Raw genomic sequence first — 25,114 nt, 5'->3', positions numbered from 1 at the left:
CGAGCTGCCGCCCGAGAGACTGGCGTTCTGACTCCATCCAGGCGGCGGAGCACGTCAGGGAACAAGCCGTGCACCCTCGACGTCCAACGAGCAGGCCACCACCTATCCAGGAGCACGGCGATGCGCCGAGCCCCCTGCCCTCGCGCCAGACTCGCCGTGGTCGCGGGCACGGTAGCCGTGACCGCGATGGTGCTGGTAGCCGCCTGCGCGCCCGACGAGGCCGATGTCGATGAGCGCGGGCCACTCGACCCGGAGGCAGCGATGGACACCGAACAGATCGTTGCCGAACCGGCAGAGGCGCGCCCCGGCGACACGGTCGAGGTGCGCTTCCCGCAGGAACACCAGCGCGGCATCCACCTCGTACTCGAGCGCGCAGCGGACGGGGACTACCACCACGCCTACGACATCAGCACCAACGTCCACACCGACGAGGGCCCGCTCGTGGTCGAAGCCGGCACGGAAGGGTTCGGGATAGACGACATCGGCATCGTCGGCCCCGGACCCGACCCGCTGCCGATTCCGGACGACGCCCCGGCAGGCGACTACCGAGTCTGCACCGGCAACGCCGGCGAGAATGTGTGTGCACCCGTGACCATCCGCGCATCGCAGTAACCACCCGCCCTCGCGCGAAGTTCGTCAACGTCACGCCCGACCCTGGCGGTTCACGGGCCCGGCCCCGCCGAACCGATTTCCATCTCCAGCGACGGGCCCAGCTCACGACCCTTCGAGTTCATAGTATTACACATACTGGGTGGAAAACCCTTGACACGGGTCCACGACACGGCTACAGTATCGAACATGAGTTCTTCCACCCTGCTCGCGGAGTCGGCGCCCCCCTACGACGGGCGTGCGCGGCGTCGCTCTCACCGTGCGCGCCCGGACGACCACGACGCTGCGCGGGCCGCGGAGCCGAACGCGCGGGCTGAAGGGTGGGCTCCACCCGCCGAAGGTCCCGGCCCAGGGGCCGGGCAGCGAGAGGCCGGGGAGTCGGACGGATCGGCCTCCGATGACCACGGGGCGGACGGCTGCTCGACCGCGCGGGCGTTCGCCAAGATCCGAGAAGGCGTGGCCGAACTGGCCCGGGATCCGCTGTCGGGTGCGATCACCGACGCGGAGCTGCTCGCGAGCGTCACCGACCTCGTGCGACTCGAACGGCAGTTGGCCGCCGAGCGGTTGCGGCGCCTCGCCGAGATCGACCACCAGAGCGCCTACTTGGCCGCGGGTGCGGGATCGACGGTGCGGTGGTTGACCGACCACCTGGGCCGCACCCACCCGGAGGCCCTCAAGGAGACACGGACCGCGACCACCCTCGAGGAACTCCCCCAGACTCGTGCGCAGTTGGCAGCGGGAGCGTGCTCGGAGGGCCACGCCCAGGTCGCGGCGCAGGCCTGGCGGGAGGTCCGCGACGAGCCCCCGACCCCGGGCACCGAGGAGCCGGATGCCGGCCCCGACACGGCCGGTGGCAGCGACGACGCCGAGCCGGGCGGTGAGTCGGGTCACGACGATCACGGCCGAGGAACATCCGGGGGGCGGGAGCGCGAGGGGTCCGACGCTCACGGCGACGACGCCCAGGCGGACGGGCGCGGGGCCGATTCCGGGGACGACCAGGACGGGTCCAGCGAGAGCGAGCGGACACCAGAGCGAGGCGGGGCGGAGGAAGGCGAACGCGAAGAGCGCGAACGCGAGCGGGAACGGGAGCGGGATCGCGAACGCGAGCGAGTCCGCGCGGAGCTGGACCGCTTGGCCGGCGAGGGTGCGACCCAAGGTGATCGCGCCGACCTGCGCCGCCGACTCGAGCGTTGGCGCCAGCAGCGCGACCCGAACCGGCTGGCCGACCGGGACCGCCGCGCCTTCGCCAACCGCGAGCTCTGGGTCTCACAGCGCCCTGACGGCGACGGGACATTTCGCTTCGGTGGCCGCGCTGACCCCCAGGGCATCGCATACCTGCGGACCGTGCTCGACGCACTGTCACGTCCCTCGACCGCCGTCGAACCCACCCGTAAGGGCGACGAGGAGTCGACTGGGGAGACCGACGGACCTGCGGGCGATCCGGACCTGCGCGACCCGGGGGAACCGGCCGCCCACGGCGAGGGTGAGCGGACACGCAGCCAGGGCGCGCGCAGCGCCGACGAGCATCGCCGCGCGACCACCCACCCCGATGAGCGGGGCGCTGGCGGTCAACGGTCGCGGGGGACCGTTCCTCCGAGCGTTCGCGCCCGCGGTGGGGACACACGGTCTCGCAGCCAGCGTCAGTATGACGCGCTCATCGCCCTGGCCCGCCGCGTCGTCGAGTCCGGCGAATTGCCCGAGCTGCTCCATGCCAGCGCTCGAGTGTTGCTACTCACGACGCCCGAGGCGCTGCACGGCCAGCCCGATGCGGAGCCCAGCTGGCTCGACGGCGCCGGGGAGATCTCCCCGGAGACGGCCCGGCTCATCTGCTGCGACGCCGAGTTCGCCGCGGTCACGACCCGCAATGGGGAGGTCCTCGACGCGGGGCGAGCACGACGCGAGCCCAGCGTGCGGCAACGCGACGCGATCATCGCTCGCGACCGAGCCTGCGTCGGCTGCGGGGCGCGGCTGGCCCTGTGCCAGACCCACCACGTCCGGCAGCGCGACCGCGGTCCGACGAGCGTCGACAATCTCGTCACGCTCTGCTTCGAGTGCCACTGGCACGTCCACCATCACGGGTGGGAGGTGACCCGCCGCCCGGACGGGACGTTCCGCGTCGACCGCGCCACCCGGAGCGGGGCGGGACACGAGCGGACGGTCGGTGCCGACCCACCCGGCTCCGAGGATCACCGTCGCCGACCCGGCTCCGAGCACGGACCCGGCTCAGAGCCGACGCTGGACCTCGGCCTCGATCGGCCGCCAGCAGGCCGGGCGGGGGGCTGACGAGCGTGCTCTGCAGAGCACCGGTCCGGCGGGGCGCGGCGCTCGACGATGCGATCGCGCCGGCGCCCCGAGGACCAGGCCTACTCGGCGAGGCGCTCGACGACGTGGTCGATCGCCGCGGTCAGCTTCACGACGTCGTCGTGGTCGACCGCCGGGAAGACCGCGAAGCGCAGCTGGTTGCGCCCGAGCTTGCGGTACGCCTCGGTGTCGAGGATCCCGTTCTCCCGCAGCGTCGAGGCGACCTCGTTCGCATCGACACGCGCGTCGAGATCGACGGTGACGACGACGTTCGACCGCTCCCCGGGCTCCTTCACGAAGGGCTGCGCGAAGTCGGCGCGCGAGGCCCAGTCGTACAGGTGATTCGCCTTGGCGGCGCAGTTCTCGACCGCGAAGCCGAGGCCGCCCTCCGAGTTCAGCCAGTCCAGCTGCTCACCCATCAGGTAGAGGGTGGACACGCTCGGCGTGTTGTAGGTCTGGTCCTTGCGGCTGTTGTCGAGGGCGGTCTGCAGGTCGAGGATCGGCGGCTGGTACCGGGAGCCGGACAGCTCGCCGATGCGCTCGATCGCCGCGGGCGACAACAGAGCGAGCCACAGCCCTCCCTCGCTCGCGAACGCCTTCTGGGGGCTGAAGTAGTAGGCGTCGTACTGGCTCGGGTCGACGGGCAGGCCGCCGGCCGCGCTCGTAGCGTCGACCGCGACGAGCGCGTCACCGCTGCCGGCGGGTCGCTGGACCGGCATCGCGACTCCGGTCGAGGTCTCGCAGTGGGTGAGCGCGTAGAGGTCCACGCCCTCGACCGCCTCGACCTCGGGGAAGGTGCCGAAGTCCGACTCGAACTTGACCGGGTCGGCCAGGTGCGGGGCCTCGTCGACGGACTTGGCGAACTTCGTGGAGAACTCGCCGAAGACCGCGTGGGCGCTGCGCTCGCGGATCAGGCCGAAGACCGCGGCGTCCCAGAACAGGGTGGCGCCGCCGACGCCCAGCACGACCTCGTGGTCGTCGGGCAGGTCGAAGAAGGTGCGCAGCCCCTCGCGCACCCGGCGCACCTGCCCCTTGACCGCCGGCTGGCGGTGGCTCGTGCCGAGCAGGTCGTCGGCGTCGCGGGCGAGGCGCTGCACCGCCTCGGGGCGCACCTTGGACGGGCCGCTGCCGAAGCGCCCGTCGGCGGGGATGAGCTCGCGGGGGATCTCGATCGCGGACATGTACGTATCTCTCCCACACTGGTCGGGTTCGGGCCGCCACGAGGAGTGACGGCCGGTCGTCGGGGACACGCTCGGCCGCAGCAGCCACCGCGCGTCGCCCGGGGGTCCAGGATCGCGCGAGCCAACACCGCGCGCGTCGCCTGGTCGCCTCGTACCCTGCCCCAGATCGCGCTCAGACACCAATCGCCCGCACCCGTCAGTCGAGGATCCCCGTGCCCGCGCTCCCCTTCCCCACCGGCCCGACAGCCGAGCGGCCGCCCGACCAGCATCTCGCGCCGCTGCCGCCGAGCCCGTTGGCCGGCAGCTACGTGCCGCTCGCGGAGTGTACACCGCATCCGCTCGCGGGCGCACGGCTCTGGCGCGCGCCCAGCGGACACTGGCTGGCACCGGCGTTCCGCGGATGGGCGGTCGACCTCGGCGCGCGAGAACTTCCGGACGAGGGCGACGAGCAGGCCGAGGAGGCGCTCGCGGAGCTGATCCTCGACTGGGTCGAGGTGGTGCGCGGGACCGACTGGGAGCCGCACCAAGGCACGCGGCTCGACCATGAGTCGCAGGACGAGTGGCTCGAGCTGCGCACCGTGATCGCCCGGGTCGGCTGGGGTCCGGCCGGCGCGGAGGCCGCGTGGCACGCCTGCCGTCAGCGCCCGTGGTCGCGGGACCTACCGAGCGCGGCCGGCTGGGCCGGGGGCGGTTGGGTCCTGCCCGCCGTCCCGGACGAGCCCGAGCCCGCCTTCGCGCGTCCGGTGCTGGAGGCCCGTGGCTTGCTGCGGTGGGCGTACATCACCCGCTGGGCGGCCCCGGTGCCGGTCCCCGAGCCCCCGCTGCCCGTCGAGCCGGAGCCCGAGGACCTCGGCTGGCAGGACGTCCTGAGCCGCCTGAGGGCCGACCACTACACCGGGGAAGCGCTCGAGGAGGCCGAGCAGACCGCCATCGAGGTGCTCGGACTCGCGGGCCTGGGGCCGCGCACACCGGACGAGGCCGAGGACGAGCCGCTGCCCGACCGCGACCTCAGGGCCGCCTGCGCGCACGAGAGCCCGCTGATGCGCGCGGCGGCGTGGTTCCTGCTGCGATCGGAAGCCGACACGTGGCTCGCCTGCGCCTACGGCGAGTGCCAGCACCACTGGGCGGTCGAGGCCGAGGAGGACCAGTTCGAGCAGGAGGAGGTCCTCGAGATGGCCAGTCGCGGGGTCAGCAACCCCCTCGACGCCGCGCTGGCCCGCCGCCGTCTGCTGACGCTCGCGTTCGGCGACATCAACGACGTGCCACTCGCGGGCACCGACGGACTGGACGACTTCCTGGCCTTCTACGAGGGGTGGGTCGCCGCCGGCCGACCCGAGGAGGACTTCGAGGATGCCGCGCGCGAGCTCCGCGGCGACGACCCTCCCGGCCCGCAGCGGCGGGAACACGGCGAGGAGCAATAGGGCCGGGCACCGGCGTGGAGCCACTGGTGTGGATCCAGTGGTCAGGTCTCGATGGCGTCGCGCTGGTCCTCGTCCTCCACGGGCGCGAAGGCATCGGCGGGCTCCTGATCGGTCACCGCCGCGACCCGCGCCCGCAGTTCCCGAGTGAAAACGCGGCGCTCGCGCGGACGGTCCGCCGGCGGGGACAACGGCTCGCCGAAGACGACCCGCAGCTGTCCCGCCGGTGGCCGACGCAGGCGCGGACGCTGTCCCCGGGCCCACACCTCGGCGGTGCCCAGCAAGGTGACCGGGACCACGGGCACCTGCCCCGCGGCCGCGATCCGGGCCGCCCCCGAACGGAACTTGTAGAGCCGCCCGTCGGGAGAACGGGTGCCCTCGGGGAAGAGGGCGACCACCTCGCCCCGGGCGAGCAGGTCGATCGCCGCACCGATCGCGCCGTGATCGCCTGATCCTCGCGTGATCGGCACCATGCCCATGAGCCGGTGGAACCGCCCGATGGGGCCCCGACCGAGCTCCTCCTTGCCGATGAGGTGAGCGGGCCGCGGGGAGGCCGCCGACAGCAGGTACAGGTCGAGGGCACTGAGGTGGTTGGACGCGAGGAGCACACCGCCGTCGGGAACCCGCTCCAGGCCCTCGACCTCGGCCCGAAGCCGGCGCACGACGCGTCCCGCCGCGAGCCGGTGCGCATGTCGCATCGCGGGGCGTGGCATCAGGCGAAGAGACCCCCGTCGACCTGCAACACCGTGCCGTTGACGTATGCGGCCCGCGAGGAGCACAGGAACGCGACCGCGCCCGCGACGTCGTCGGGGGTTCCGAGCCGGCCAGCGGGGATGCGCTCGAGCAGGGACTCGTCGAGCTCCTCGGTCATGGCGGTCTCGACGAAGCCGGGTGCGACCGCGTTGACGGTCACCCCACGACCCCCGACCTCCCGGGCGAGCGACTTCGCCAACCCGACCAGCGCCGCCTTGCTCGCCGCGTAGTTCGCCTGGCCGGGGTTGCCATGCAAGCCCACGACGCTGGAGACCATCACGACGCGCCCGTCGCGTGCGCGGATCATGCGTCTCAGCGCCGCCCGCGTGAGCTTGAACGCCGCATCGACGTTGACCTCCCAGGTGCGGGCGAAGGCCTCGTCCTTCATCGACAGGGCGAGACCGTCGGCGGTGACGCCCGCGTTGTTGACCAGCGCGCGGACGCCACCCACCTCCTCCATCGCGTCGGTCAGCGGCGCCGTCTCGCTCGACAGATCGCACCCGACGGCCCGGGCCTCGGCTCCCTGCGCCTCGCAGGCTTCGACCGTCCTGGCGGCACCGTCGGCGTCGCCGCCGTAGTGCACCAGCACGTCGTGCCCGTCGGCGGCGAGTGACACGGCGGTCGCCGCGCCGATGCCCTTCGACGCCCCCGTCACGAGCGCCCAGCTGCTCATGCCGCCACCTCCTGCAACACCGCATCGCGCTCCTGCGGGGTCGTGACCACGTGCCGCTCCAGGGACCGATCGGTGCGCTTGACGAGCCCGGTGAGCACCGCCGAGGCCCCCAGCTCCACGACCGCACCCGCGGCCTGGGCCGCGAGTGCCGGGACGGTCTCGCGCCAGCGCACCGGGCGGCGGACCTGGTCGGCGAGCAGGCTGGGCCAATCGCCGGCTGCGGTGTGCGGGGCGGCGTCGACGTTGGCGATCACCGGCAGGTGGGCGTCCCGGAACGTCGTCGCGTCCAGAGCCTCCCGCAGGACCGGCACGGCCGCCTCCACGTGCGGGCTGTGGTAGGCGGCGCCCACCTCCACGTCGCGGACCTTGCCCCGCGGGTCGGCCTCGGCGAGGCGCTCCCGCAAGCGCGCGAGGGCCTCTTCGCCGCCCGCGGCGACGATCTGTCCCGGGGCGTTGTCGTTCGCGACGTACGCGCCCGCCTCGGCACACGCCTCCTCGACCGTCGCGACCTCGAACCCGAGGCAGGCGACCATCGTGCCGGGGGCTCGGCGGGCCGCATCCTGTGTCGCCCGGGCGCGCACGTCGACGAGCCGCAGCGCGTCGGCGAACGAGAGCACGTCCGCCGTGAGTAACGCGTTGTACTCGCCCAGCGAGTGCCCGGCGACCGCGACCGGTTCCGGTCCGCCCGCCGCGCGCCAGGCGTCCAGCAGGGCCGCGCCGTGCACGAACAGCGCGATCTGGCAGGACGCGGGCTCGCGGAGCTCGTCGGCATCCGCGTCGAACCCGAGGCGGGCGACGTCCCAGCCGAGGACATCGCCGGCCTCGGTCCAGCGCTCCGAGCCGGCCTCACCCCGCCACGCCTCGGCCATGCCCGGCCGCTGACTGCCCTGCCCCGGGAAGACGAGGGCGAACGATCCCGTCATGGGCCTCCTCCAGGTCGTGTGCCGCGCGGCGCCGTGCGGCCCGGCAGCGCCGCAGCCTAGCGTGCGAGTGCGCGTATCCTCGGCGGCGATGCCCGCGCACCCCGCCGCCATCGCCGTCGAAGGGCTCGAGGTCAGCTACGGCGCGCACCGGGCCCTTTCCGGCGTGTCGCTGTCGGTGGCGCCGGGCGAGGTGGTCGCGCTGCTCGGCCCGAACGGCGCCGGCAAGACGACCGCCGCCCGGTGCATCGCCGGCATGCGGCGTCCGGACGGCGGCAACGCCCGCGTGCTGGGCCTCGACCCGGCCGCCGACCGGGACCGCATGACGAGGGTTCTCGGTGTGATGCCGCAGACACCCGGATGCCACCGGCAGGCGACCCCCCGGGAGTTGCTCCGCACCCACGCTCGGTTCTTCGCCGACCCGCTCGACCCGGACGAGTTGGTCGCCCGCGCCGGGCTCGGCGAGGTGGCGCGACGCCGGATCCGCACGCTCTCGGGCGGCGAGGTGCAGCGCTGCTCGCTCGCGCTCGCGCTCGTCGGTCGCCCGCGCGTACTCCTGCTCGACGAGCCCTCGTCGGGGATCGACCCGCACGGACGCCGCCACGTCTGGGGCTTGCTGGCGGAGCTCGCCGCGGACGGCGTCGGGATCCTCATGACCACGCACTCGCTGGACGAGGCGGCACGGGTCGCCGACACCGTCGTGGTCCTCGACCGCGGCGTCGTGCGTGCGTGGGACACGCCCGCCAGCCTGTCGGCCTCGGCAGGTAGGGGGCTGCTGCTCGAGACCCCGGACGAGCTCGACGCCGACGCGTTGGCCGCGGACCTCCGGTCGCCGGTGGAAGCACTGGGAGGCGGTCGGTGGCGCGTCGATGCGACCTCCGACCGGATCCCGGAGGTCGCCGCGTGGTTCGCCCGCACGGGGTGCCGCCTGTCGGGGATACGCGCCGACGTCCCCGACCTCGAGGACGTGTACCTGCGGCTGACCGCGCGCGAGGACGAACCGTGACCAGTACGGAGGACCCTGCTGCGGGCCCTGCGAGCCCCGTCGCGCGGGTTCGCGCGCAAGCGGCCCTCGAACTGCGGCTGCTGGCGCGCAACGGGGAGAACGCCCTGGTGACCGCGGTGATCCCCACGGCCGTGCTCGTGTTCTTCGTGCTCGTCCCCGTCGTGCCCGTCGCACCGGGCCCCGATGCACGGGTCGACGCGCTCGCCCCCGGCGTGCTCGCCATCGCGGCGATGGGTTCCGCGATGGTCGCGCTCGGCATCTCGACGGCGTTCGAGCGTGACCACGGAGTCCTCGCGCGACTCGGCACGACACCGCTGCGCCGGTCGGAGCTCCTGGCCGCGAAGGCCCTCGCGGTCCTCGCCATCCAGGGCGCGCAGGTCGTGCTCCTCGTCGGCGCGGCTGTCGCGCTCGGATGGCGCCCCACGCCGACGGTGGGGGCCGCCCTGGCCGCCGTCGGCGGATGGGTCGTCGGGACCGGCGCGTTCGCGGGCCTGGGGCTGCTCGCAGCCGGGCGTCTGCCTGCCTTGCGTGCGCTGGCGCTCATCAACCTCGTGTTCCTGGCGCTCCTGCTGCTCGGCGGCGTGGTCATTCCCCCGCCGTCCCTCCCCGCGCCGCTCGCCGCATTCTCGGCCACGCTGCCGACCGCGGCGCTCGCGGGGGTCCTCCGCGCAACGGCACAAGGGGCGGTCGCATGGGGGGCCCTCGGGATCCTCGCCGTATGGGCTCTGGCTGCCATCGCCTCCGCGAGCACGCTGTTCCGGTGGGACGAGCGGCCGTAGTCCGGTCACAACGCGCGCGGAACGCGCCGCGGGCCGGCACCGATCGAAACGATCCACGCCACCGCGGGAAGCCGGGGCGAGCGGGCGAACGCGCCGGGCCGTTCGGCCCGCGACAATCGAGCACGGTGCGGGCATCCTTTCAAGGACACGCACAGGTGGCGCGGCGATCGCCGAGACGGCACGCTCGTGACCGCACATCGAGGTGCTGCCCGTCAACTTCTCGTTCTTCGAGGGCGCGGTCGTGATCCGCATCGACTTCGGCGAGCGTCTCGACCACCTCGCCAGCCGCCCGCCGGCCACCTTTCAGGTCGACGACCTCGACATGGCGTCGCGGACCGGATGGTCGGTCATGGTCCAGGGCACCGCCGAGGAGGTCGCCGATCCCTCGGAGCTCGCACGGGTCCGCGCGATCGGGCTGCGTCCGTGGGCGCCCGGCGATCGCGACCACTACGTGCGCGTGTTGCCGTCGAGGATCACCGGACGGCGCATGATGCGCGCGTAGTGGCGCCGCTGGCGCTCTCCGGCAGTCGACGAACACCCCCGACCGGCTGTTCGGAGCGTGCCCGCCGCGGCCGTTAGGCTACGATCGCCGTGGAAACACCCGACCGCCTCAAGGGAATCGCCGACGCCGCCTCGGCGTTGGCTGGGGAGCTCTCGCTCGAGCGGGTGCTCGGGCGGATCGTCGAGTTGGCTCGGGACGTGACGGGCGCCCAGTACGCCGCCCTCGGTGTGCTCGGTGAGGACGGCAACATCTCGCGCTTCCTCACCGTCGGCATCGACGCCGAGACCATCGAGCTGATCGGTCACTACCCCACTGGCAAGGGCGTGCTCGGGCTCCTGATCCGCGAGCCGCGGATCATCCGGCTCGACGACATTCGCGAGCACCCGAGCTCGTACGGCTTCCCGCCGAACCACCCCGAGATGACGACCTTCCTCGGCGCCCCCGTGCGCTCCCGTGGCCGCATCTACGGCAACCTCTACCTCACCGAGAAGCCCGGTGGCTTCGACGACGAGGACGAGCAACTCCTGATGGCCCTCTCGGCCCAGGCCGGTGCAGCGATCGACAACGCGCTCCTGTCCGACCAGCTGCAATCCGTCGCGGTCGCCGACGAGCGCGAGCGCATGGCCCGCGAGCTGCACGACAGCGTGATCCAAGCCCTCTTCTCCACCGGGATGCGGCTCGAGGCGGCTCGTCCGATCGTCGAGTCCGACCCCGAACGCGTCCGCGAGCGCATCGACGAGACCGTCGACGCGCTGGACGATGCCATCCGTGAGCTGCGCAGCGCGATCTTCCACCTGCGTCCCGGTCACGCGAGCGATCTCGGGCCCTCCCGCGGCCTCGTCGAGCTCGCCCGGGAGCACGAGGTGCAGGCGCTCACACGACCGGAGCTCGACCTGCCCAGCGACCTCGACGCGCGACTGTCGGAAACGTACGTACCCGACGTGCTCGCGATCGCGCGGGAAGCCCTCACCAACGCCACGAAGCACGCGCGGGCCGGCGAGGTGCACATCCGAGGGCGATTCGAGGGCTCGCGGTTCGTGCTCGAGATCCGCGATGATGGAGTCGGCTTCAGCCCGCGGGAACCGCGAGCAGGCCGCGGGGTCGAGAACATGCACGAGCGTGCCGACTCGATCGGCGGCACCCTCTCGATCGACAGCACCCCGGGGCACGGTGCCACGGTCACCCTGACCCTGGAACTCGCCGACGCGGCGGCATAGCTCGCCGTGCGCGAACAGCACGAGGAGGACGCGGTGACGAAGGTGATGCTCGTGGACGATCACGAGGTCGTGCGCCAGGGCCTACGCGCCATGATCGAGGCCCACGAGGACCTCGAGGTGGTGGCCGAGGCCGGCACCGCGGACGAGTCGGTGCTGCGCGCCCGCTCGTACAAGCCGGACGTGATCGTGATGGACGTCCGCCTACCGGACCGGTCCGGGGTCCTGGCGTGCCGCGACATCCGCGCCGAGAACCCCTGGATGTCGGTGCTCATGCTCACGTCGTACTCGGACGATCAGGCCCTCTTCGACTCGATCATGGCCGGTGCTGCCGGGTTCGTCCTGAAGCAGATCCGCGGGTCCGAACTGGTCGACGGCATCCGCCGGGTCGGCAAGGGCGAGTCGCTGCTCGACCCGGCGGTGACCGCCCGGGTGCTCGATCGGGTCCGCAACCCGCAGGGCAACGAGGATCCCCGGTTGGCTCGCCTCACCCCCACCGAAGCCCGCATCCTCGAGATGATCGCCGAGGGCCGCACGAACCGCGAGATTGGCGAGCAGATCCACCTCGCCGAGAAGACGGTGAAGAACTACGTCTCGACGATCCTGTCGAAGCTCCAGGTCTCCCGGCGGGCCGAGGCGGCCGCGTACCTCGCCGAGCGTCGCTCGAACGACGACCGCAAGAACTAGGCGACCGCGGCGCGACGCCCGCGCGGGTCAGCCCTCGCTGGCCAGCGGCTCCTCGGTCGAGAGGTTGCCCAGCAGGCAGTCGGTCGTCGTGACGATCCCGACCAGGTGGCGGTCCTCATCGACCACGGGCAGCGCGCTGACCCGGTGCGAGAGCATCGTCCGGGTCGCGGCCTGAAGGCCCTCGTTGGGCGCGATCGTGTGGACCCGCGTGGTCATGACGGCCTCGACCCCGGTGTCCTCGCCCTTCGCTTCGCCGAGCCGCTCCAGCGCCGCCACCTCGTCGAGGGCCCGATCGTCGATGCGCACGTCCCGGTCGCTGACGATCCCGATCAGCCCGTCCTCGGCGACCACCGGTAGGTGGCGAACGCCGTAGTACCGCATGAGCCGACGGGCCTCACCGATGGGGGTCGTCGGGGAGACCGCCACCGGGTCGGGACTCATCCACTCGCGCACGCGCATGGCCGGCTCCTCTCGTTCGGTCGTGGTGGCCTCGGCGGGAGGCGTTGCCAAGCGCCAACCTGGAGACAAGTATCCCACCGATCCCGCCGCGGAACGGGCCGACGGTCCCGCCCCCGCGCGACCCACGTCCCCGCATCCACGGCCGCCCACCGGCCGCGGACGGGCGCCCGACGTGAGCCACAGGAACCGAGTCCGCATGGCTTCCTCATCGAGCGGCGCGAACGATCCCGGGAGATCGCCCCGGTCGGATCCGCGAGCGCCGCTGCCCGCCGGACCGATGCGGATGCTCGCCCGCGCGTTGCGGCGCCGATGCCTGGTCTGCGGGGGCGGCGGCGTGTTCTCGGGCTGGTTCGAGCTTCGGGATCGCTGCCCGACCTGCGCGATGCCCTTCGAGCGTGAGGAGGGGTACTGGGTCGGCGCCATGATCGTGAACATCGGTGCCGCGCAGGCCGGCTTCTTCGCCTTCTTCATCGGGGGCCTGTTGCTCACGTGGCCGGACCCGCCCTGGATGCTGTTCCTCGTCGGCGGTGTCGGGCTCATGATCGGACTGCCGATCGGGTTCTACCCGCTGTCGAAGCAGTTGTGGCTCTGGGTGGACCTCCTCGCGAATCCGCGAGGGGACGCGGCGGCCGCGGCGCGCGAGGTCCGCCGGGGCCCCCGGTGAGTCCGCCGTGCCGGTTAGACGGACGGCGTCACACAATGACGACCGCGTCCACGCCCATGACGACGAACAGCAGCGCCAGGTACTGCATCGAGACCTTGAACAGGCGCATGGCGCCATCTCGGTCGGGCGCCCGATGCAACCGCCACGCTGACCAGAGGAACCAACCGCCGAGCACCACGGAGGCCCCCATGTAGAGCCATCCGAGCTGCGCGGCCGCACCGAACATGAGCGTGACGCACACGGTCATCACCGTGTAGAGCAGGATCTGACGCGTGGTCTCACGACTCGACGCGACCACCGGGAGCATCGGGACCCCGGCCGCCGCGTACTCCTCGCGGTGGCGCAGGGCCAGGGCCCAGAAGTGCGGCGGCGTCCAGTAGAACACGATGGCGAACATCACCAGGGCGGGCAGCTCGACCGACCCGGTGACCGCCGACCAGCCGATGAGCACCGGCATGCACCCGGCCGCGCCGCCGATGACGATGTTCTGCGCCGTGCGACGCTTCAGCGCGATCGTGTAGACGAACACGTAGAAGAGGATCGCGCCCAGGGCGAGGGTGGCCGCGAGCAGGTGAACGGTCGCCACGAACCAGGCCACGGAGGCCAGTCCGAGCAGGATGCCGAAGCGCAGGGCTTGGTTCGGCGTGATCCGCGCCGTGGCCGTCGGACGCTCGGCGGTGCGCGGCATCCGCCGGTCGATGTCGCGATCCACGTAGCAGTTGAAGGTGTTCGCGCTGCCCGCCGCGAGCGCCCCACCGACCAGCGTGGCCAGCACCAGCCCGGTGCCCGGCCACCCGCGCTCGGCGACGAGCATCGCGGGCACCGTCGTGACGAGCAGCAGCTCGATGATCCGCGGCTTGGTGAGCGCGAGGTACGCCCGCGCCAGCTCCCGGCCCCCTATTGGGGGTGCGTCGCTCGCGATCGCGGTCATCGAGCACCCCACGATCCGTCTCGACGACTGGCCCGACGGCACCGATGACCGGCGAGGGGACGGGGGCCTGGGCGGCGATTCGGGGACACCACGGCTCCGGTTGGTTGGCGGCCGGCACGGGCTCCGCGCGCGGAAGGCTCGACGCGTCACGGGCGTCGCCGACGAGTCTAGTCCGGGCGATCCGGTGGCTCGACCCGCCGACGGACGCCACTATGCGGGGATGAATTCCGACCGCGCTCCGTGCGAGCCATGAGCCAGTCGTCGAACCCCGCCGGGCGGCGGCTCGGCGTGGTGCTGACCGGGGCCGGGGTGCGGGGACTCGGGCAGGCCGGCACGCTCGGAACGCTCGAGCGGGCGGGGCTGCGCCCCGATGTCGTCGTCGGTGTCTCCACCGGCGCGGTCGTCGCGTCGATCTTCGCCGCGCGGGTGGACTGGGAAGCGGCACTGCAGGCGACGGACCGGTCCCGACTGCCCACCCTGGCGCCGACCGACCCGCAGGCCGATCCCTTCGCGCGGCTGCGGGGCGTGCTCCGGAGCGCCCGCCAACTCGCGCCGAGCGTGTGGACGTGGGGTCGGCAGGGCTACGAGACGTTCGCGCGCAGCACGCTCACCGAGCTGCTCGGCTCGACGACGGTGGAGGCGACGCGGCTGCCACTCGCGCTGACCGCCACGGACCTGCTGGCCGCCGAGCGCCGCGTCATCCGCAGCGGGGACCTCACGACGGCGACCCTGGCGGCCTCCGCACTCCCGGGGGTGAGCGATCCCATCGCCGCCGACGGCGGCCTTCTGTTCGACGGGACCTTCTCGGATCCCGCCCCCATCGACGTGGCCCGCGAGCTCGGCGCCGACGTCGTCGTGGCCGTCTACCCCGACCGGCCGCTCGAGGACATGGAGCTCGACAGCTGGCTTCGGGGACTCGTCCGAGGCGTGGAGATCGGCAGTCGAGCCTTCGCCGAGGAGCGGCTGCTCGCAGCGGACCTCGTGATCCGCCCGCGGATCGACACGGCCGTCCGCACCCTCGACTTCTCGACGCTCGACAACACCGCCCGACGCTGCGCGGTGGCGACTCGCGCGGTCATCCCCGACGTGGCCGAACTGCTCGGACGGGCATGAAACGTGCGTCGGACGGACACCGCGGCCCCCACACTGATGGAGCGAGCGGACTCGTTTGCGGGGCGGCGAGCCAGGCTGCCATCCTTACCCGGAGGTCCCCCGACGGCGACGGGCGCGTGGCTGGACCCCCCGGGACCCCTCGGAGCCCGCTCATGGTTCGCACGCCCGCCCGAAGCCGTCCATCCCGACCGGATCCGATCCGAATCGACCGAAACGAGGACGCTGGTGAGCACGACGGTCGAACCCCAACCCGCGACCGAGCTCGACGCGGTCGCGATCACCGCCCTGCGCGCGTTGGCCATGGACGCGGTCGAGAACGCGCAGTCGGGCCATCCCGGCGCGCCGCTGGGTCTGGCGCCGTTGGCGTACACGCTCGGAACGCGCTGGCTGGCCCACGATCCCGCCGACCCCGCGTGGCCCGACCGCGACCGCCTCGTGCTGTCGGCGGGCCACGCGTCGATGCTGCTGTACGGGTTGCTGCACCTCACGGGGTACGAACTCCCGCTCGAGGAGCTGCAGCGCTTCCGCCAGTTGGGGTCGATGACGCCGGGACACCCGGAGTACGGCGACGCCCCCGGGGTGGAGACGACCACGGGGCCGCTGGGTCAAGGCTTCGGCAACGCGGTCGGCATGGCGCTGGCGGAGCGGCTACTCGCCGCCCGGTTCAACCAGCCCGGCCACACCGTCATCGACCATCGCACGGTCGTGATCGCGAGCGACGGTGACCTGATGGAGGGCGTCGCGGCGGAGGCGGCGAGCCTGGCGGGCCATCTCGGCCTCGACCGCCTCGTGGTCTTCTGGGACGACAACGGCATCACGATCGACGGGTCCACCGAGAAGACCTTCGTCACCGAGGACGTCCTGGCCCGCTTCGCGGCGTACGGCTGGCACACGCTCTCGTGCGACGACGTCGAGGATCCGGGCGCGCTCGACCGCGCGATCGGGCAAGCGTTCGCCAACGAGGGGGCGCCCACGCTGGTGCGGGTGCCGACCGTCATCGGGTGGCCGGCCCCGGGCAAGCAGGGAACGGCAGCGGCGCACGGCTCGCCGTTGGGGGCCGACGAGATCGCCGCGGCGAAGGAGACGCTCGGCTGGCCGCACGGGCCGTTCGAGGTACCCGACGAGGTGTACGCGCACGCCGACCAGCGCCCGCGCGGTGGAGCCCTGCGCCGCGAGTGGGACGCCGCGGTCGAGGCCTACCGGGCGGCACACCCGGAGTCTGCGGACGAGCTCGATCGCGTGCTGGCCGGTCGCCTGCCCGAGGGCTGGCACGAGGACCTGCCGAGCTTCGAGACCGGACAGAAGCTCGCGACCCGCAAGGCGAGCGAGCAGGTCATCAACGCCCTCGCCCCCCGCGTGCCCGAGCTCGTCGGGGGGTCGGCGGACCTGGCCGCCAGCAACAACACCACGATCGCCGACGGCGGCGACGTCGCCCGCCACGACTACACCGGGCGCAACCTGCACTTCGGGGTCCGCGAGCACGGCATGGCCGCGACGCTGAACGGCCTCTGCCTGCACGGTGGCCTGCGCCCGTTCGGCGGCACGTTCCTCATCTTCAGCGACTACCTGCGCCCGAGCCTGCGGCTGGCCGCCCTGATGCACCAGCCGACCGTGCTCGTGTTCACCCACGACTCGATCGGCCTGGGCGAGGACGGCCCCACGCACCAACCGGTCGAGCACCTCGCGGCCGTGCGCGCCATCCCCAACGTCGACGTCATCCGCCCGGCCGACGCGACCGAGACGGTCGGGGCCTGGCGGTGCGCCCTCGAACGGTCGGACGGGCCCACGGCGCTCGCCTTGACCCGCCAGGGCTTGCCCGTCCTGGAGGGCACGGACGCCGACGCCGTCGCGCGCGGGGCGTATCGCGTGCGTGACGCGGCGGCGCCCGACCTCGCGCTCGTCGCGACCGGCAGCGAGGTGTCGCTGGCGGTCGACGCTGCGGACCATCTGGCCGGGGACGGCGTCTCGGCGATCGTGGTGTCCATGCCATCCTGGAAGCGGTTCGCCGAACGCGACGCGCACGAGCGCGAGGCCGTGCTGCCGAGCGGACTGCCGACGTTGTCGGTCGAGGCCGCTACGAGCTTCGGGTGGAGCCGCTGGGCCGACGCCCACGTCGCGCTCGACCAGTTCGGCGCGTCGGCGCCCGCCGGCGACGTGTTCGCGCACTTCGGGTTCACGCCCGAACGGGTCGCCGGCGCCGCCCGCACGCTCGTCTCGGGGGCCAGCGACCGTTGACCAATGCTCGAAGGGAGTCCCCGATGTCCAACCCGCTGCACGATCTCCACGGTCTCGGTCAGGCGGTCTGGCTCGACGCGATCAGGCGCAGCTGGCTCGGTCCTGAGGGTCGCCTGGCCGCGCTGCGCGATGCCGACGAGATCCGGGGGCTCACGAGCAACCCGACGATCTTCGCCGACGCCTTCAGCGAGGACGACGCGTACGCCGCCCAGCTCGCCGAGCTGCGGGGCGCGGATCCGCGCGAGGCGTTCTGGGCGCTCGCGATGCACGACGTCGGTGAGGCGTGCGACCTGTTCCGTCCGGTTTGGGACGCCACGGACGGGGTGCACGGCCTCGTGTCGATCGAGGTGGACCCCACCAAGGCGTTCGACACGGACGCGACGATCGACGAGGGCCTGCAGCTCGCGCGCTCCCTGGACCGTCCCAACCTCATGGTCAAGGTGCCCGGCACCGAGCCGGGGCTGCCGGCGATCACGCGGCTGCTGGCCGAGGGCGTCAACGTGAACGTGACCCTGCTGTTCTCGGTCGCTCGCTACGAGGCGGTGATCGACGCGTTCATTCAGGGCGTGCGGGCCCACCACGAGGCGGGGGGCGACGTCCGTCGACTGCAGAGCGTGGCCTCCTTCTTCGTGAGCCGTGTCGACGGCAAGGTCGACCCGCTCCTCGGTGACGACCATCCTCGACGTGGCGCCGCCGCGGTCGCGAACGCCCGCCTGGCCTACGAGGCCTTCCGGACCCGCCTTCCCAACGACGGGGGCCCGGACGACCCGCTCGCCGACATCCCCGGGGCCCACCCGCAACGCCCGCTCTGGGCCTCCACGTCCACGAAGGACCCGCAGTACCGGGCGACGAAGTACGTCGAGGCGCTCGCCGGACCGGACACCGTGAACACGATGCCGCCGGCCACCGTCGACGCGACGCGGTCCGGCGCCGACATCGCGGACCGGCTCTCCGGCACCGCGGAGCACGCCCGGCAGGAGCTCGACGCGCTCGCCGCCGACGGGGTGGACCTCGACCAGGTCACCAAGGAGCTCGAGACCGAGGGCGTCGAGAAGTTCGAGGCCTCGTTCGAGGAAGCCGTGGCGACGGTCAGCCACCACCTCGACTAGCACGGTCACCGGGGGCTCACCGGGGTGGCGACACCCAGCGCCCCGGATGCGTGGTGACCTCCACCCCGGATGCCTGGCGACCTCCACCCCGGATGCCTGGCGACCTCCACCACCCCGGGGCGGAACTGGCCACATCGTTCTCCTCCTCGGGGCGGAGGCGGCTCCCGCACCGGACCGCTCCGCAGCGGAGAAGCATTTCGTCCCGCGCGGAGAGGCGCCCGGACGGGGCAGGGCCGCATGCTTCGGGCCATCGATGACGGCGACGACATCGAGGTGACGGTCACCACCGCCCGTTAGAGCATCCGGCGATCCACGCAGTTCGCACGAGACGATCCGTGAACGTGAGAGGAGGTATCGACATGGGCCGCCTGTATGCCCGTTTCTACGACCGGGCCAGTGCCAAGTACGAGGCCACGGTGATCGGTCCCCGCCGGGACGCGCTGCTCGCCGACGCCGCCGGCACCGTGCTGGAGCTCGGCGCGGGCACGGGGGCGAACCTGGGCCGCTACCCCACGACGGTGACCCGGCTGCTCCTCACCGAGCCCGACCCGCACATGCGTCGACGGCTGTGCGGACGCGAGGAGCTCGCCCGCTCCCCGGCCGAGGTGCTCGACGCCCCCGCCGAGCGGCTGCCGGTCACCGACGCCAGCGTCGACACGGTCGTCACCACCATGGTCCTGTGCAGCGTCGACGACGTCGACGCGACGCTCGCCGAGGTCCGGCGCGTCCTGCGACCGGGCGGCCGGTTTCTGTTCCTCGAGCACGTGCGCGCCAGCGACCCTGCGGTGTCCCGTTGGCAGGACCGCCTGACACCGCTCGGCCGCCGCCTCGGCAACGGCTGCCACCTCAACCGCGACACCCTCACGGCCATCCGTGCCGCAGGCTTTCGCGTCGACGACCTGACCACGCACCCGACCCCGGGGCGGGCGGAACGGCTCCAGCCCATGGTGCAGGGCATCGCGACCGCCTCGTCGACTGAGCCCCGCCGCGATCCCCACCCTCCGGCCGAAGGCGCCGCCCCCGCGTGAGGCGGGGGGTTCCGGCCCCGCGTGAGGCGGGGGACTCCGGCCCCGGTTACGACGAGGCGGCTCCGGCTCTATGAAGCCAGGCCAGGCGGGTCCGCGCGTGGGGCGAGGCGGCTGCGGCCCCGGGCTCAGGTGTCGCGTGGGGGGTCCGCACCCCACCGCTCGACGTGCAGGACCTCGGTGCGCGGTCGCCGGGGCCGGCGCGCCGAGCCGACCACGGCGTCGCGGTCTCCCGGGTAGCCGACCGTGAGCACACCGATCGGCTCGACCTCGTCGGGGATGGCCAGGTCTCGTCGCAGCCCCGCGCGGTCGGCGATGTCGAGGAAGCCGGCCGCGAGACCCTCGTCGACGGCGGCGAGCTGCAGCGCCATCAGCGTCTGCCCGGCATCGACCCACCAGAACGGCACGGGCCAGGCGTCGGGACGTTCCGGCGCGGCCTTGTCCACCGCGGCGTACCGGTCCCGGTAGTCCTGGGGTCGGGCGCACAACACGAGGTGCACGGGCGCGGAGGACAACCAAGGGGGGCGTCCGCGCGCGACGTGCTCGGCCTCGTGGCAGCGTGCCGCGACGGCTCGGCGTCCCTCCTCGGAGGCGACGATGACCACGTGCTGGCCCTGGGCGTGTCCGGCGGTGGGTGCGCGGCGCGCGGCGTCGACGATGCGCGCGAGCGCGTCGTCGGGCACGGGGCGCCCGTCGTAGTGGCGCACCATGCGGCGCCGGCGCAGGGCGTCGGCGACCTCCATCAGTCGAGCGCCACGGAGGCGGTCGGTGCGCGGTCACGGGGGGCGGCCACCCTCTCGGCCACCTCCGCCGCACGCGGATCCGTCTCCCGGGCCGCGTGCCAGTACGCCTTCATGCGGGCCTCGTAGGCCTGCGGCCGCTCCGCGTGCACCCGTGCGCCCAGGCGCAGTGCCTCGGTGAGGAGCGGTACCTGTCGTCGCGCCGCCCAGGCACTCAGTGCCTCGCGGTCCGCCTCCGCCAGCGCCAGGTCGGACCCCGCCCCCAGCTCGTGAACCAGCACCGCGAGGTCCTGGACATCACCCAGCAGGTCCGAGAGGCGGTGGGCCTCCTCCGCCTCCGTGGCGAGCGACTCGGGCCACAGCGGCGTCAGCAGCCGCAGGTGGTACCAGGTGTCCTTGACGCGCTTGCGCCACTCGTGCCGTGCCTCCGCGGCCCGGCCGCGGGCGACCTCGGCCATCCCGTCGCGCGCGAGCTTCCAGCTCCGACGCAACCCCGGGCCGATCGTCCGCCAACGGTCCCCCACCAGCGGCCATTCGGCCACCCCCGAGCGCACCTCCGCGATCGCCTCCACGGTCCGCTGCACCGTCCGTGCTTGCGCCAGGCGCCCCTGCTCGGACCGCACGCGCGCCTCGAGGGCCTCGGCCGCCCGCTCCGCGGCGTCGGGGTCGGGTGCATCCACCGCCGCCGCTTCGACGTCGTGGTCCGCGACCAGCGTGTGCAACACCTGCGCGTCCCGCACGGGCGAGAGCAGCCGGGCGGCGTCTCGCAGCGCCCGGTTGTGCGCCCGGAAGGCGCTCTCCCCGAGGGCGGGACGCGCGAGCCTGAGCACCGCCCGCGCCTCCTTGGTGCGCTTGCGGGCCTCGTGGATCCGCATCTCGAGCGTCTCGCCGGTCTCGCCCCGGAGGCGTCCGAGTGCGTCGTCGAGGGTCTCACCCGCCACGCGCCGGACCTCGTCGGGCAGCGGCCGGACGGGCTCCAACTCGAATGCCACGCGGGCTACACCGCCCCTCGCTCGGGACCCACGGCCGCGATCCGACCGGCGACCCGCTCGGCGCTGCGACCGGTCCGGCGGCCGATCGGGACCTCGGCGGGCCGCAGGAGCCGCGCGCCGCCGTCGTCCACGAGGTGCAGGTCGGTCGCGACGCCGCACCACGCGAGCGCCGTGAACCCGGCCTGCACCCCCTTGCCGCCCCGTCCCTGCCGAGGCAGTTCGTCAAGGGGGTACCGCCGCGCGGACCCGTCCTCGGCGAGGGCCAGGATCTCGGCCTGCTCGGTCTCCGCGGCGGACACGACGCTGGACCCCACCACCCGGGCGCCGGCGGGCAGCTTGAGTCCGGCCACCCCGGTCGCCGTCCGGCCCATCGGGCGGATCTCCTCGGCCGGGAAGCGAATGGCGTGGCCCGCGTCGTGGGCGAGCACGAGCTCGTCGTCCTCCCCGCACGCCAGCGCGGCGACGATCTCGTCCCCGTCCTTGACCTTGGCGGCGCCCACGCGGCGCGCGCGACCCCCGAACTCCTCGCGCGCGGTGCGCTTCACCAGGCCGCGCGCGGACACGGTGAGCAGGGAGGCGGTCTCCGCACGCAGCGGGATCGCCCCCACGATCGGGGCTGCGGGGGCCTCACCGAGGAGCTGCGCGATCGTGCTCCCCCGTTGGCGCATCGTCACGACCGGGACGTCGGCCAGCGCCACCCGGTACGCCGTGCCCGTGGCATCGACGAGCAGCAGTACGTCGTCCGTGGTGGCGCGCACGACGGTCGCCACCGGATCCTTCGGGACACCGTGGGCGGTCGACGTCCGCTTCTGCGGAACGCTGCGCAGGTAGCCCTGGCGACTCGCGTACACCGTGATCGGCTGGGCGCCGAGCTCGGGCAGCGGCTCCTCCCCCACCGCCACCGGCGCGGACGCGGCCTCCGGGGCCTCCCCCGGGCCGGCGAGCCGCGTGCGGCGACCGCTCGCGTGCCGTTCGGCCAGCGCTGCGAGCTCCTCGGACAACAGGCCGTCGAGGCGGGTGGGGTCGCCCAGGATCGCGTCGAGCTCGGCGATGAGCGCGACGAGATCGTCGTGCTCCTCCTGGATGCGGCGCGCCTCCAGCTGGGCGAGGCGCCGCAGCTGCATGTCGAGGATCGCGGTCGCCTGCACCTCGCTCAGGTCAAACCGACCCATCAGCTCGTTCCGCGCCGCGTCGGCGGATTCGGCCTCACGGATGATGCGGATCACCTCGTCGAGGTGGGCGAGGGCGGTGAGCAGACCCTCGAGCACATGCACGCGCGAGGCCGCCTGGTCCCGGCGGTGTTGGGTCCGGCGGGTGAGCACCTCGCGCTGGTGATCGAGGTACGCGTGCAGGGTCTCGAGCAGGCGCAGGGTCCGCGGCTCGCCATCGACGAGGGCCACGAGGTTCGCGTGGAAGGTGGTGCGCAGGTCGCTGAGCTTGTAGAGCCGCGCGAGCACCCGTGCGGGGTCCTCACCCCGCTTCAGCTCGATCACGATCCGCATCCCGTCACGGCTGGACTCGTCGCGCAGGTCGCGGACGGCGTCGAGCTTGCGGTTCTTCACGTGCTCCGCGATCCGCTCCAGCAGCGTCGCCTTGTTCACCTGGTAGGGGATCTCGGTGACGATGATCCGCGGCAGGCCACCCGAGCGGGTCTCGGTGGTCGCGACCGCCTCGACGGTGATCGGCCCCCGGCCCGTCTCGTAGGCGGTGCGCACACCACCGTCGTCCACGATGCGCCCCCCGGTCGGGAAATCCGGCGCCGGCAGGTGCGCCATGAGGTCGTCGAGCGTCGCCTCCGGGTGGTGGATGAGGTGCCGCGCCGCCGCGATCGTCTCCCCGAGCTCGTGCGGCGGGATGTTCGTCGCCATGCCCACGGCGATGCCCGAGGAACCGTTCACCAGGAGGTTCGGGAACCGCGCCGGCAGCACGACGGGTTCCGCCTCGTAGCCGTCGTAGTTCGGGACGAAGTCGACGGTGTCCTCGTCGAGGCCCGCCAGCAGCTCCATCGCGAGCGGGGACAGACGCGCCTCCGTGTAGCGCATCGCCGCCGCGCCGTCCCCATCGATCGAGCCGAAGTTGCCCTGCCCGTCGATGAGCGGTTCCCGGCTCGCGAAGTCCTGTGCCATGCGCACGAGCGCCTCGTAGATCGAGACGTCCCCGTGTGGGTGGTACTTCTTCATGACGTCGCCGACCGCGGAGGCGCACTTGCGATGCGGACGGTCGGGGCGCAGTCCGGCCTCCCACATCGCGTGCAGGATCCGCCGCTGCACCGGCTTCAGTCCGTCGCGCACGTCGGGCAACGCGCGTCCGACGATGACGCTCATCGAGTAGTCGAGGAACGACTGCTCGAGGCGCTCGGCGATGTCGACGTCGACGACGCGCTCGTCGCCGAACTGCTGCTCGCTCATCGGGTCCTCTCGGCTGCGGCTCGTGATCGTGCTCCGAAATCGTAGGGCGAACGGCCGCGCGCCGGTGGCAGGTGTCCGCAGGAGCGACGCCCGGTGTCGCCACCACCCGTCCCGACGGCACGCTCGCCGGCGAGGCGGTGACCACCACCCTCACGGCCTCGTCCGCCCCGCCGGCTTCCCGTAGGCTGTGAACGGTGGTTCACCGCTCTCCAGCCCGAGATCGAGGAGTTCGCCGGTGCAACTCGACGACACCGAGGAGCGCGTGCTCCTGCGCGACGCGGTCGCCGCGCTCGCCGCCGACCACGGCAGCGAGTGGTTCCTGCAACAGGCCCGCAGCGGCGGGACGACGGATGCCCTCCGGCGGGCCGCGGGCGAGGCGGGCTTCCTCGGCGTCAACCTGCCCGAGGAACTCGGTGGCGGCGGGCGGGGCGTCACCGAGCTCGCGATCGTCGCAGAGGAGCTCGCCGCCGGGGGCTGCCCCCTCCTCCTCATCGTCGTGTCACCGGCCATCTGCGGCGAGGTGATCGCCCGACACGGCACTCCCGAGCAGGCGCGCCGCTGGGTGCCACCGATCGCGCGCGGCGAATCGATCATGGCGTTCGCGCTCACCGAGCCCGACGCGGGCAGCAACACGTACGCGCTCAGGACGCGAGCGGAACCCGACGGCTCGGGTTGGCGCCTCTCCGGCGCCAAGCACTACATCTCGGGGGTCGACCAGGCCGATGCCGTGCTCGTCGTCGCGCGCACCGGCACCGACCCCCACGGCCGCGCCCGGCTCGGCCTCTTCGTCGTCGACACCGACGCCCCGGGCGTGACCGCCGAACCGATCCCCGTCGAGATCACCAGCCCCGAGCGGCAGTTCGTCCTCACCTTCGACGGGACGCCGCTGGCGCCCGATCGGTTCGTGGGCCTGCGCGATGGCGCCCTGCGCTCCCTCTTCGACGGCCTCAACCCCGAGCGCATCACCGGAGCCGCCCAGGCCAACGGCCTCGGCCGGTACGCGCTCGCCAAGGCGAGCCGCTACGCGAACGAGCGCGAGGTCTGGGACGTGCCGATCGGTGCGCACCAGGGCGTGGCCCACCCCCTCGCGGAGGCCTACGTCGCAACCGAGCAGGCGCGACTGATGACCGCTCGCGCCGGCGAGCTCCACGACGCGGGGGACCCCCGGGCGGGCGAGGCCGCGAACATGGCGAAGTTCGCCGCCGGGGAGGCATCGCTGCAGGCCCTCGACGCCGCGATCCAGACCCACGGGGGCCACGGCCTCTCGCAGGAGTACGGCCTGGCCGCGTATTGGGGAGCCGCCCGACTCACCCGCACCGCGCCGGTCAGCCGCGAGATGATCCTCAACCACATCGCCCAGCACTCGCTGCGGTTGCCGCGGTCCTACTGATGAGG

At 73.2% G+C, this 25,114-nt stretch carries 23 protein-coding genes; 14 read left to right on the top strand and 9 right to left on the bottom strand.

Annotation, left to right across the window (positions count from 1 at the left end):
* The first annotated feature begins 120 nt into the window (after positions 1 to 120).
* Positions 121 to 612, top strand: coding sequence for a hypothetical protein (locus ER308_RS20195; protein WP_131156650.1), 492 nt, complete (start codon positions 121 to 123; stop codon positions 610 to 612).
* A 186-nt stretch (positions 613 to 798) separates the two neighbouring features.
* Complete coding sequence (locus ER308_RS20190) at positions 799 to 2,892, top strand: DUF222 domain-containing protein (RefSeq protein ID WP_131156649.1); 2,094 nt, start codon at positions 799 to 801, stop codon at positions 2,890 to 2,892.
* 80 nt (positions 2,893 to 2,972) lie between these two features.
* On the opposite strand, the gene serC is transcribed toward ER308_RS20190, so the two are convergent.
* Positions 2,973 to 4,091, bottom strand: coding sequence for a phosphoserine transaminase (gene serC / locus ER308_RS20185; protein ID WP_131156648.1), 1,119 nt, complete (start codon positions 4,089 to 4,091; stop codon positions 2,973 to 2,975).
* A 212-nt stretch (positions 4,092 to 4,303) separates the two neighbouring features.
* Between serC and ER308_RS20180 the strand changes: the two genes are divergently transcribed.
* Positions 4,304 to 5,512: a hypothetical protein gene (locus ER308_RS20180; protein WP_131156647.1), complete on the top strand. Its 1,209-nt coding sequence runs from the start codon at positions 4,304 to 4,306 to the stop codon at positions 5,510 to 5,512.
* A gap of 41 nt (positions 5,513 to 5,553) precedes the next feature.
* Here ER308_RS20180 and ER308_RS20175 read toward each other — a convergent pair whose 3' ends face one another.
* From ER308_RS20175 to ER308_RS20165, 3 genes are read right to left on the bottom strand one after another with little or no spacing between them, the layout of a single operon-like run.
* Entirely contained in the window at positions 5,554 to 6,207 is a 654-nt protein-coding gene (locus ER308_RS20175; protein WP_205745765.1) for a lysophospholipid acyltransferase family protein, read from the bottom strand.
* 14 nt (positions 6,208 to 6,221) lie between these two features.
* A complete protein-coding gene (gene fabG / locus ER308_RS20170) occupies positions 6,222 to 6,935 on the bottom strand; it encodes a 3-oxoacyl-ACP reductase FabG (RefSeq protein WP_131156645.1) in 714 nt (237 codons plus the stop codon).
* Positions 6,932 to 7,858, bottom strand: coding sequence for an ACP S-malonyltransferase (locus ER308_RS20165; protein ID WP_165492281.1), 927 nt, complete (start codon positions 7,856 to 7,858; stop codon positions 6,932 to 6,934). The genes fabG and ER308_RS20165 overlap by 4 nt, the downstream gene beginning before the upstream one ends.
* A gap of 88 nt (positions 7,859 to 7,946) precedes the next feature.
* Here ER308_RS20165 and ER308_RS20160 point away from each other — a divergent pair, with 88 nt between their 5' ends.
* The 5 genes from ER308_RS20160 (at position 7,947) to ER308_RS20140 (ending at position 12,043) form a co-directional block, all read left to right on the top strand.
* Positions 7,947 to 8,861 carry an ABC transporter ATP-binding protein gene (locus ER308_RS20160; protein ID WP_165492280.1) on the top strand — a complete coding sequence of 305 codons (915 nt, stop codon included), beginning with the start codon at positions 7,947 to 7,949 and terminating at the stop codon, positions 8,859 to 8,861.
* Positions 8,858 to 9,640, top strand: coding sequence for an ABC transporter permease (locus ER308_RS20155; RefSeq protein WP_131156642.1), 783 nt, complete (start codon positions 8,858 to 8,860; stop codon positions 9,638 to 9,640). The genes ER308_RS20160 and ER308_RS20155 overlap by 4 nt, the downstream gene beginning before the upstream one ends.
* Positions 9,641 to 9,842: 202 nt before the next feature.
* On the top strand, positions 9,843 to 10,142 hold the full coding sequence (locus ER308_RS20150; protein WP_165492279.1) for a pyridoxamine 5'-phosphate oxidase family protein: 300 nt from the start codon (positions 9,843 to 9,845) through the stop codon (positions 10,140 to 10,142).
* 89 nt (positions 10,143 to 10,231) lie between these two features.
* Positions 10,232 to 11,359: a GAF domain-containing sensor histidine kinase gene (locus tag ER308_RS20145; protein WP_131156640.1), complete on the top strand. Its 1,128-nt coding sequence runs from the start codon at positions 10,232 to 10,234 to the stop codon at positions 11,357 to 11,359.
* Positions 11,360 to 11,404: 45 nt separating this feature from the next.
* Positions 11,405 to 12,043, top strand: coding sequence for a response regulator transcription factor (locus ER308_RS20140; RefSeq protein ID WP_131157137.1), 639 nt, complete (start codon positions 11,405 to 11,407; stop codon positions 12,041 to 12,043).
* Between the two features lie 27 nt (positions 12,044 to 12,070).
* Here ER308_RS20140 and ER308_RS21885 read toward each other — a convergent pair whose 3' ends face one another.
* A complete protein-coding gene (locus ER308_RS21885; protein ID WP_165492278.1) occupies positions 12,071 to 12,502 on the bottom strand; it encodes a CBS domain-containing protein in 432 nt (143 codons plus the stop codon).
* A gap of 196 nt (positions 12,503 to 12,698) precedes the next feature.
* On the opposite strand from ER308_RS21885, the gene ER308_RS21880 reads away from it, so the two are divergent.
* Positions 12,699 to 13,166, top strand: coding sequence for a DUF983 domain-containing protein (locus ER308_RS21880; protein ID WP_165492277.1), 468 nt, complete (start codon positions 12,699 to 12,701; stop codon positions 13,164 to 13,166).
* Between the two features lie 28 nt (positions 13,167 to 13,194).
* Here the strand turns inward: ER308_RS21880 and ER308_RS20130 are convergent, their stop codons facing one another.
* On the bottom strand, positions 13,195 to 14,097 hold the full coding sequence (locus ER308_RS20130) for a heme o synthase (protein WP_131156638.1): 903 nt from the start codon (positions 14,095 to 14,097) through the stop codon (positions 13,195 to 13,197).
* Between the two features lie 249 nt (positions 14,098 to 14,346).
* Between ER308_RS20130 and ER308_RS20125 the strand changes: the two genes are divergently transcribed.
* From ER308_RS20125 to ER308_RS20110, 4 genes are all read left to right on the top strand, one after another.
* Positions 14,347 to 15,210 (top strand): patatin-like phospholipase family protein, encoded by an 864-nt coding sequence (locus ER308_RS20125; RefSeq protein ID WP_131156637.1) that lies wholly within the window; start codon positions 14,347 to 14,349, stop codon positions 15,208 to 15,210.
* Positions 15,211 to 15,435: 225 nt separating this feature from the next.
* The gene (gene tkt, locus ER308_RS20120) at positions 15,436 to 17,445 is read left to right on the top strand and encodes a transketolase (protein ID WP_240731870.1); all 2,010 of its coding nucleotides are present in this window, start codon (positions 15,436 to 15,438) and stop codon (positions 17,443 to 17,445) included.
* 23 nt (positions 17,446 to 17,468) lie between these two features.
* Complete coding sequence (gene tal / locus ER308_RS20115; RefSeq protein WP_131156635.1) at positions 17,469 to 18,554, top strand: transaldolase; 1,086 nt, start codon at positions 17,469 to 17,471, stop codon at positions 18,552 to 18,554.
* A 359-nt stretch (positions 18,555 to 18,913) separates the two neighbouring features.
* A complete protein-coding gene (locus ER308_RS20110; protein ID WP_131156634.1) occupies positions 18,914 to 19,582 on the top strand; it encodes a class I SAM-dependent methyltransferase in 669 nt (222 codons plus the stop codon).
* 125 nt (positions 19,583 to 19,707) lie between these two features.
* Here the strand turns inward: ER308_RS20110 and ER308_RS20105 are convergent, their stop codons facing one another.
* Genes ER308_RS20105 through ER308_RS20095 form a run of 3 tightly spaced genes read right to left on the bottom strand, consistent with a single transcriptional unit; the run spans position 19,708 to position 23,719 of the window.
* The gene (locus tag ER308_RS20105; protein WP_131156633.1) at positions 19,708 to 20,322 is read right to left on the bottom strand and encodes a nitroreductase family protein; all 615 of its coding nucleotides are present in this window, start codon (positions 20,320 to 20,322) and stop codon (positions 19,708 to 19,710) included.
* Positions 20,322 to 21,311 (bottom strand): CHAD domain-containing protein, encoded by a 990-nt coding sequence (locus tag ER308_RS20100; protein WP_131156632.1) that lies wholly within the window; start codon positions 21,309 to 21,311, stop codon positions 20,322 to 20,324. The genes ER308_RS20105 and ER308_RS20100 overlap by 1 nt, the downstream gene beginning before the upstream one ends.
* A gap of 5 nt (positions 21,312 to 21,316) precedes the next feature.
* On the bottom strand, positions 21,317 to 23,719 hold the full coding sequence (locus ER308_RS20095; RefSeq protein ID WP_131156631.1) for a DNA gyrase/topoisomerase IV subunit A: 2,403 nt from the start codon (positions 23,717 to 23,719) through the stop codon (positions 21,317 to 21,319).
* 235 nt (positions 23,720 to 23,954) lie between these two features.
* Between ER308_RS20095 and ER308_RS20090 the strand changes: the two genes are divergently transcribed.
* Positions 23,955 to 25,109 (top strand): acyl-CoA dehydrogenase family protein, encoded by a 1,155-nt coding sequence (locus ER308_RS20090; protein WP_131156630.1) that lies wholly within the window; start codon positions 23,955 to 23,957, stop codon positions 25,107 to 25,109.
* The last annotated feature ends 5 nt before the right edge of the window (positions 25,110 to 25,114 follow it).

Origin of the sequence: Egibacter rhizosphaerae (genome assembly GCF_004322855.1) — a bacterium.
GTDB classification, from domain to species: Bacteria; Actinomycetota; Nitriliruptoria; order Euzebyales; family Egibacteraceae; genus Egibacter; species Egibacter rhizosphaerae.
Note: the sequence above shows the minus strand (reverse complement) of the source record. Positions and strands in the feature narration are given on the sequence as shown.

Excerpts from the sequence above, each read along its gene's own strand:
- ER308_RS20195 (WP_131156650.1), top strand. The coding sequence starts at position 121 with ATGCGCCGAGCCCCCTGCCCTCGCGCCAGACTCGCCGTGGTCGCGGGC.
- ER308_RS20190 (WP_131156649.1), top strand. The coding sequence starts at position 799 with ATGAGTTCTTCCACCCTGCTCGCGGAGTCGGCGCCCCCCTACGACGGG.
- serC (WP_131156648.1), bottom strand. The coding sequence starts at position 4,091 with ATGTCCGCGATCGAGATCCCCCGCGAGCTCATCCCCGCCGACGGGCGC.
- ER308_RS20175 (WP_205745765.1), bottom strand. The coding sequence starts at position 6,207 with ATGCGACATGCGCACCGGCTCGCGGCGGGACGCGTCGTGCGCCGGCTT.
- fabG (WP_131156645.1), bottom strand. The coding sequence starts at position 6,935 with ATGAGCAGCTGGGCGCTCGTGACGGGGGCGTCGAAGGGCATCGGCGCG.
- ER308_RS20165 (WP_165492281.1), bottom strand. The coding sequence starts at position 7,858 with ATGACGGGATCGTTCGCCCTCGTCTTCCCGGGGCAGGGCAGTCAGCGG.
- ER308_RS20160 (WP_165492280.1), top strand. The coding sequence starts at position 7,947 with ATGCCCGCGCACCCCGCCGCCATCGCCGTCGAAGGGCTCGAGGTCAGC.
- ER308_RS20140 (WP_131157137.1), top strand. The coding sequence starts at position 11,405 with ATGCTCGTGGACGATCACGAGGTCGTGCGCCAGGGCCTACGCGCCATG.
- ER308_RS21885 (WP_165492278.1), bottom strand. The coding sequence starts at position 12,502 with ATGCGCGTGCGCGAGTGGATGAGTCCCGACCCGGTGGCGGTCTCCCCG.
- ER308_RS21880 (WP_165492277.1), top strand. The coding sequence starts at position 12,699 with ATGGCTTCCTCATCGAGCGGCGCGAACGATCCCGGGAGATCGCCCCGG.
- ER308_RS20130 (WP_131156638.1), bottom strand. The coding sequence starts at position 14,097 with ATGACCGCGATCGCGAGCGACGCACCCCCAATAGGGGGCCGGGAGCTG.
- ER308_RS20125 (WP_131156637.1), top strand. The coding sequence starts at position 14,347 with ATGAGCCAGTCGTCGAACCCCGCCGGGCGGCGGCTCGGCGTGGTGCTG.
- tal (WP_131156635.1), top strand. The coding sequence starts at position 17,469 with ATGTCCAACCCGCTGCACGATCTCCACGGTCTCGGTCAGGCGGTCTGG.
- ER308_RS20110 (WP_131156634.1), top strand. The coding sequence starts at position 18,914 with ATGGGCCGCCTGTATGCCCGTTTCTACGACCGGGCCAGTGCCAAGTAC.
- ER308_RS20105 (WP_131156633.1), bottom strand. The coding sequence starts at position 20,322 with ATGGAGGTCGCCGACGCCCTGCGCCGGCGCCGCATGGTGCGCCACTAC.
- ER308_RS20095 (WP_131156631.1), bottom strand. The coding sequence starts at position 23,719 with ATGAGCGAGCAGCAGTTCGGCGACGAGCGCGTCGTCGACGTCGACATC.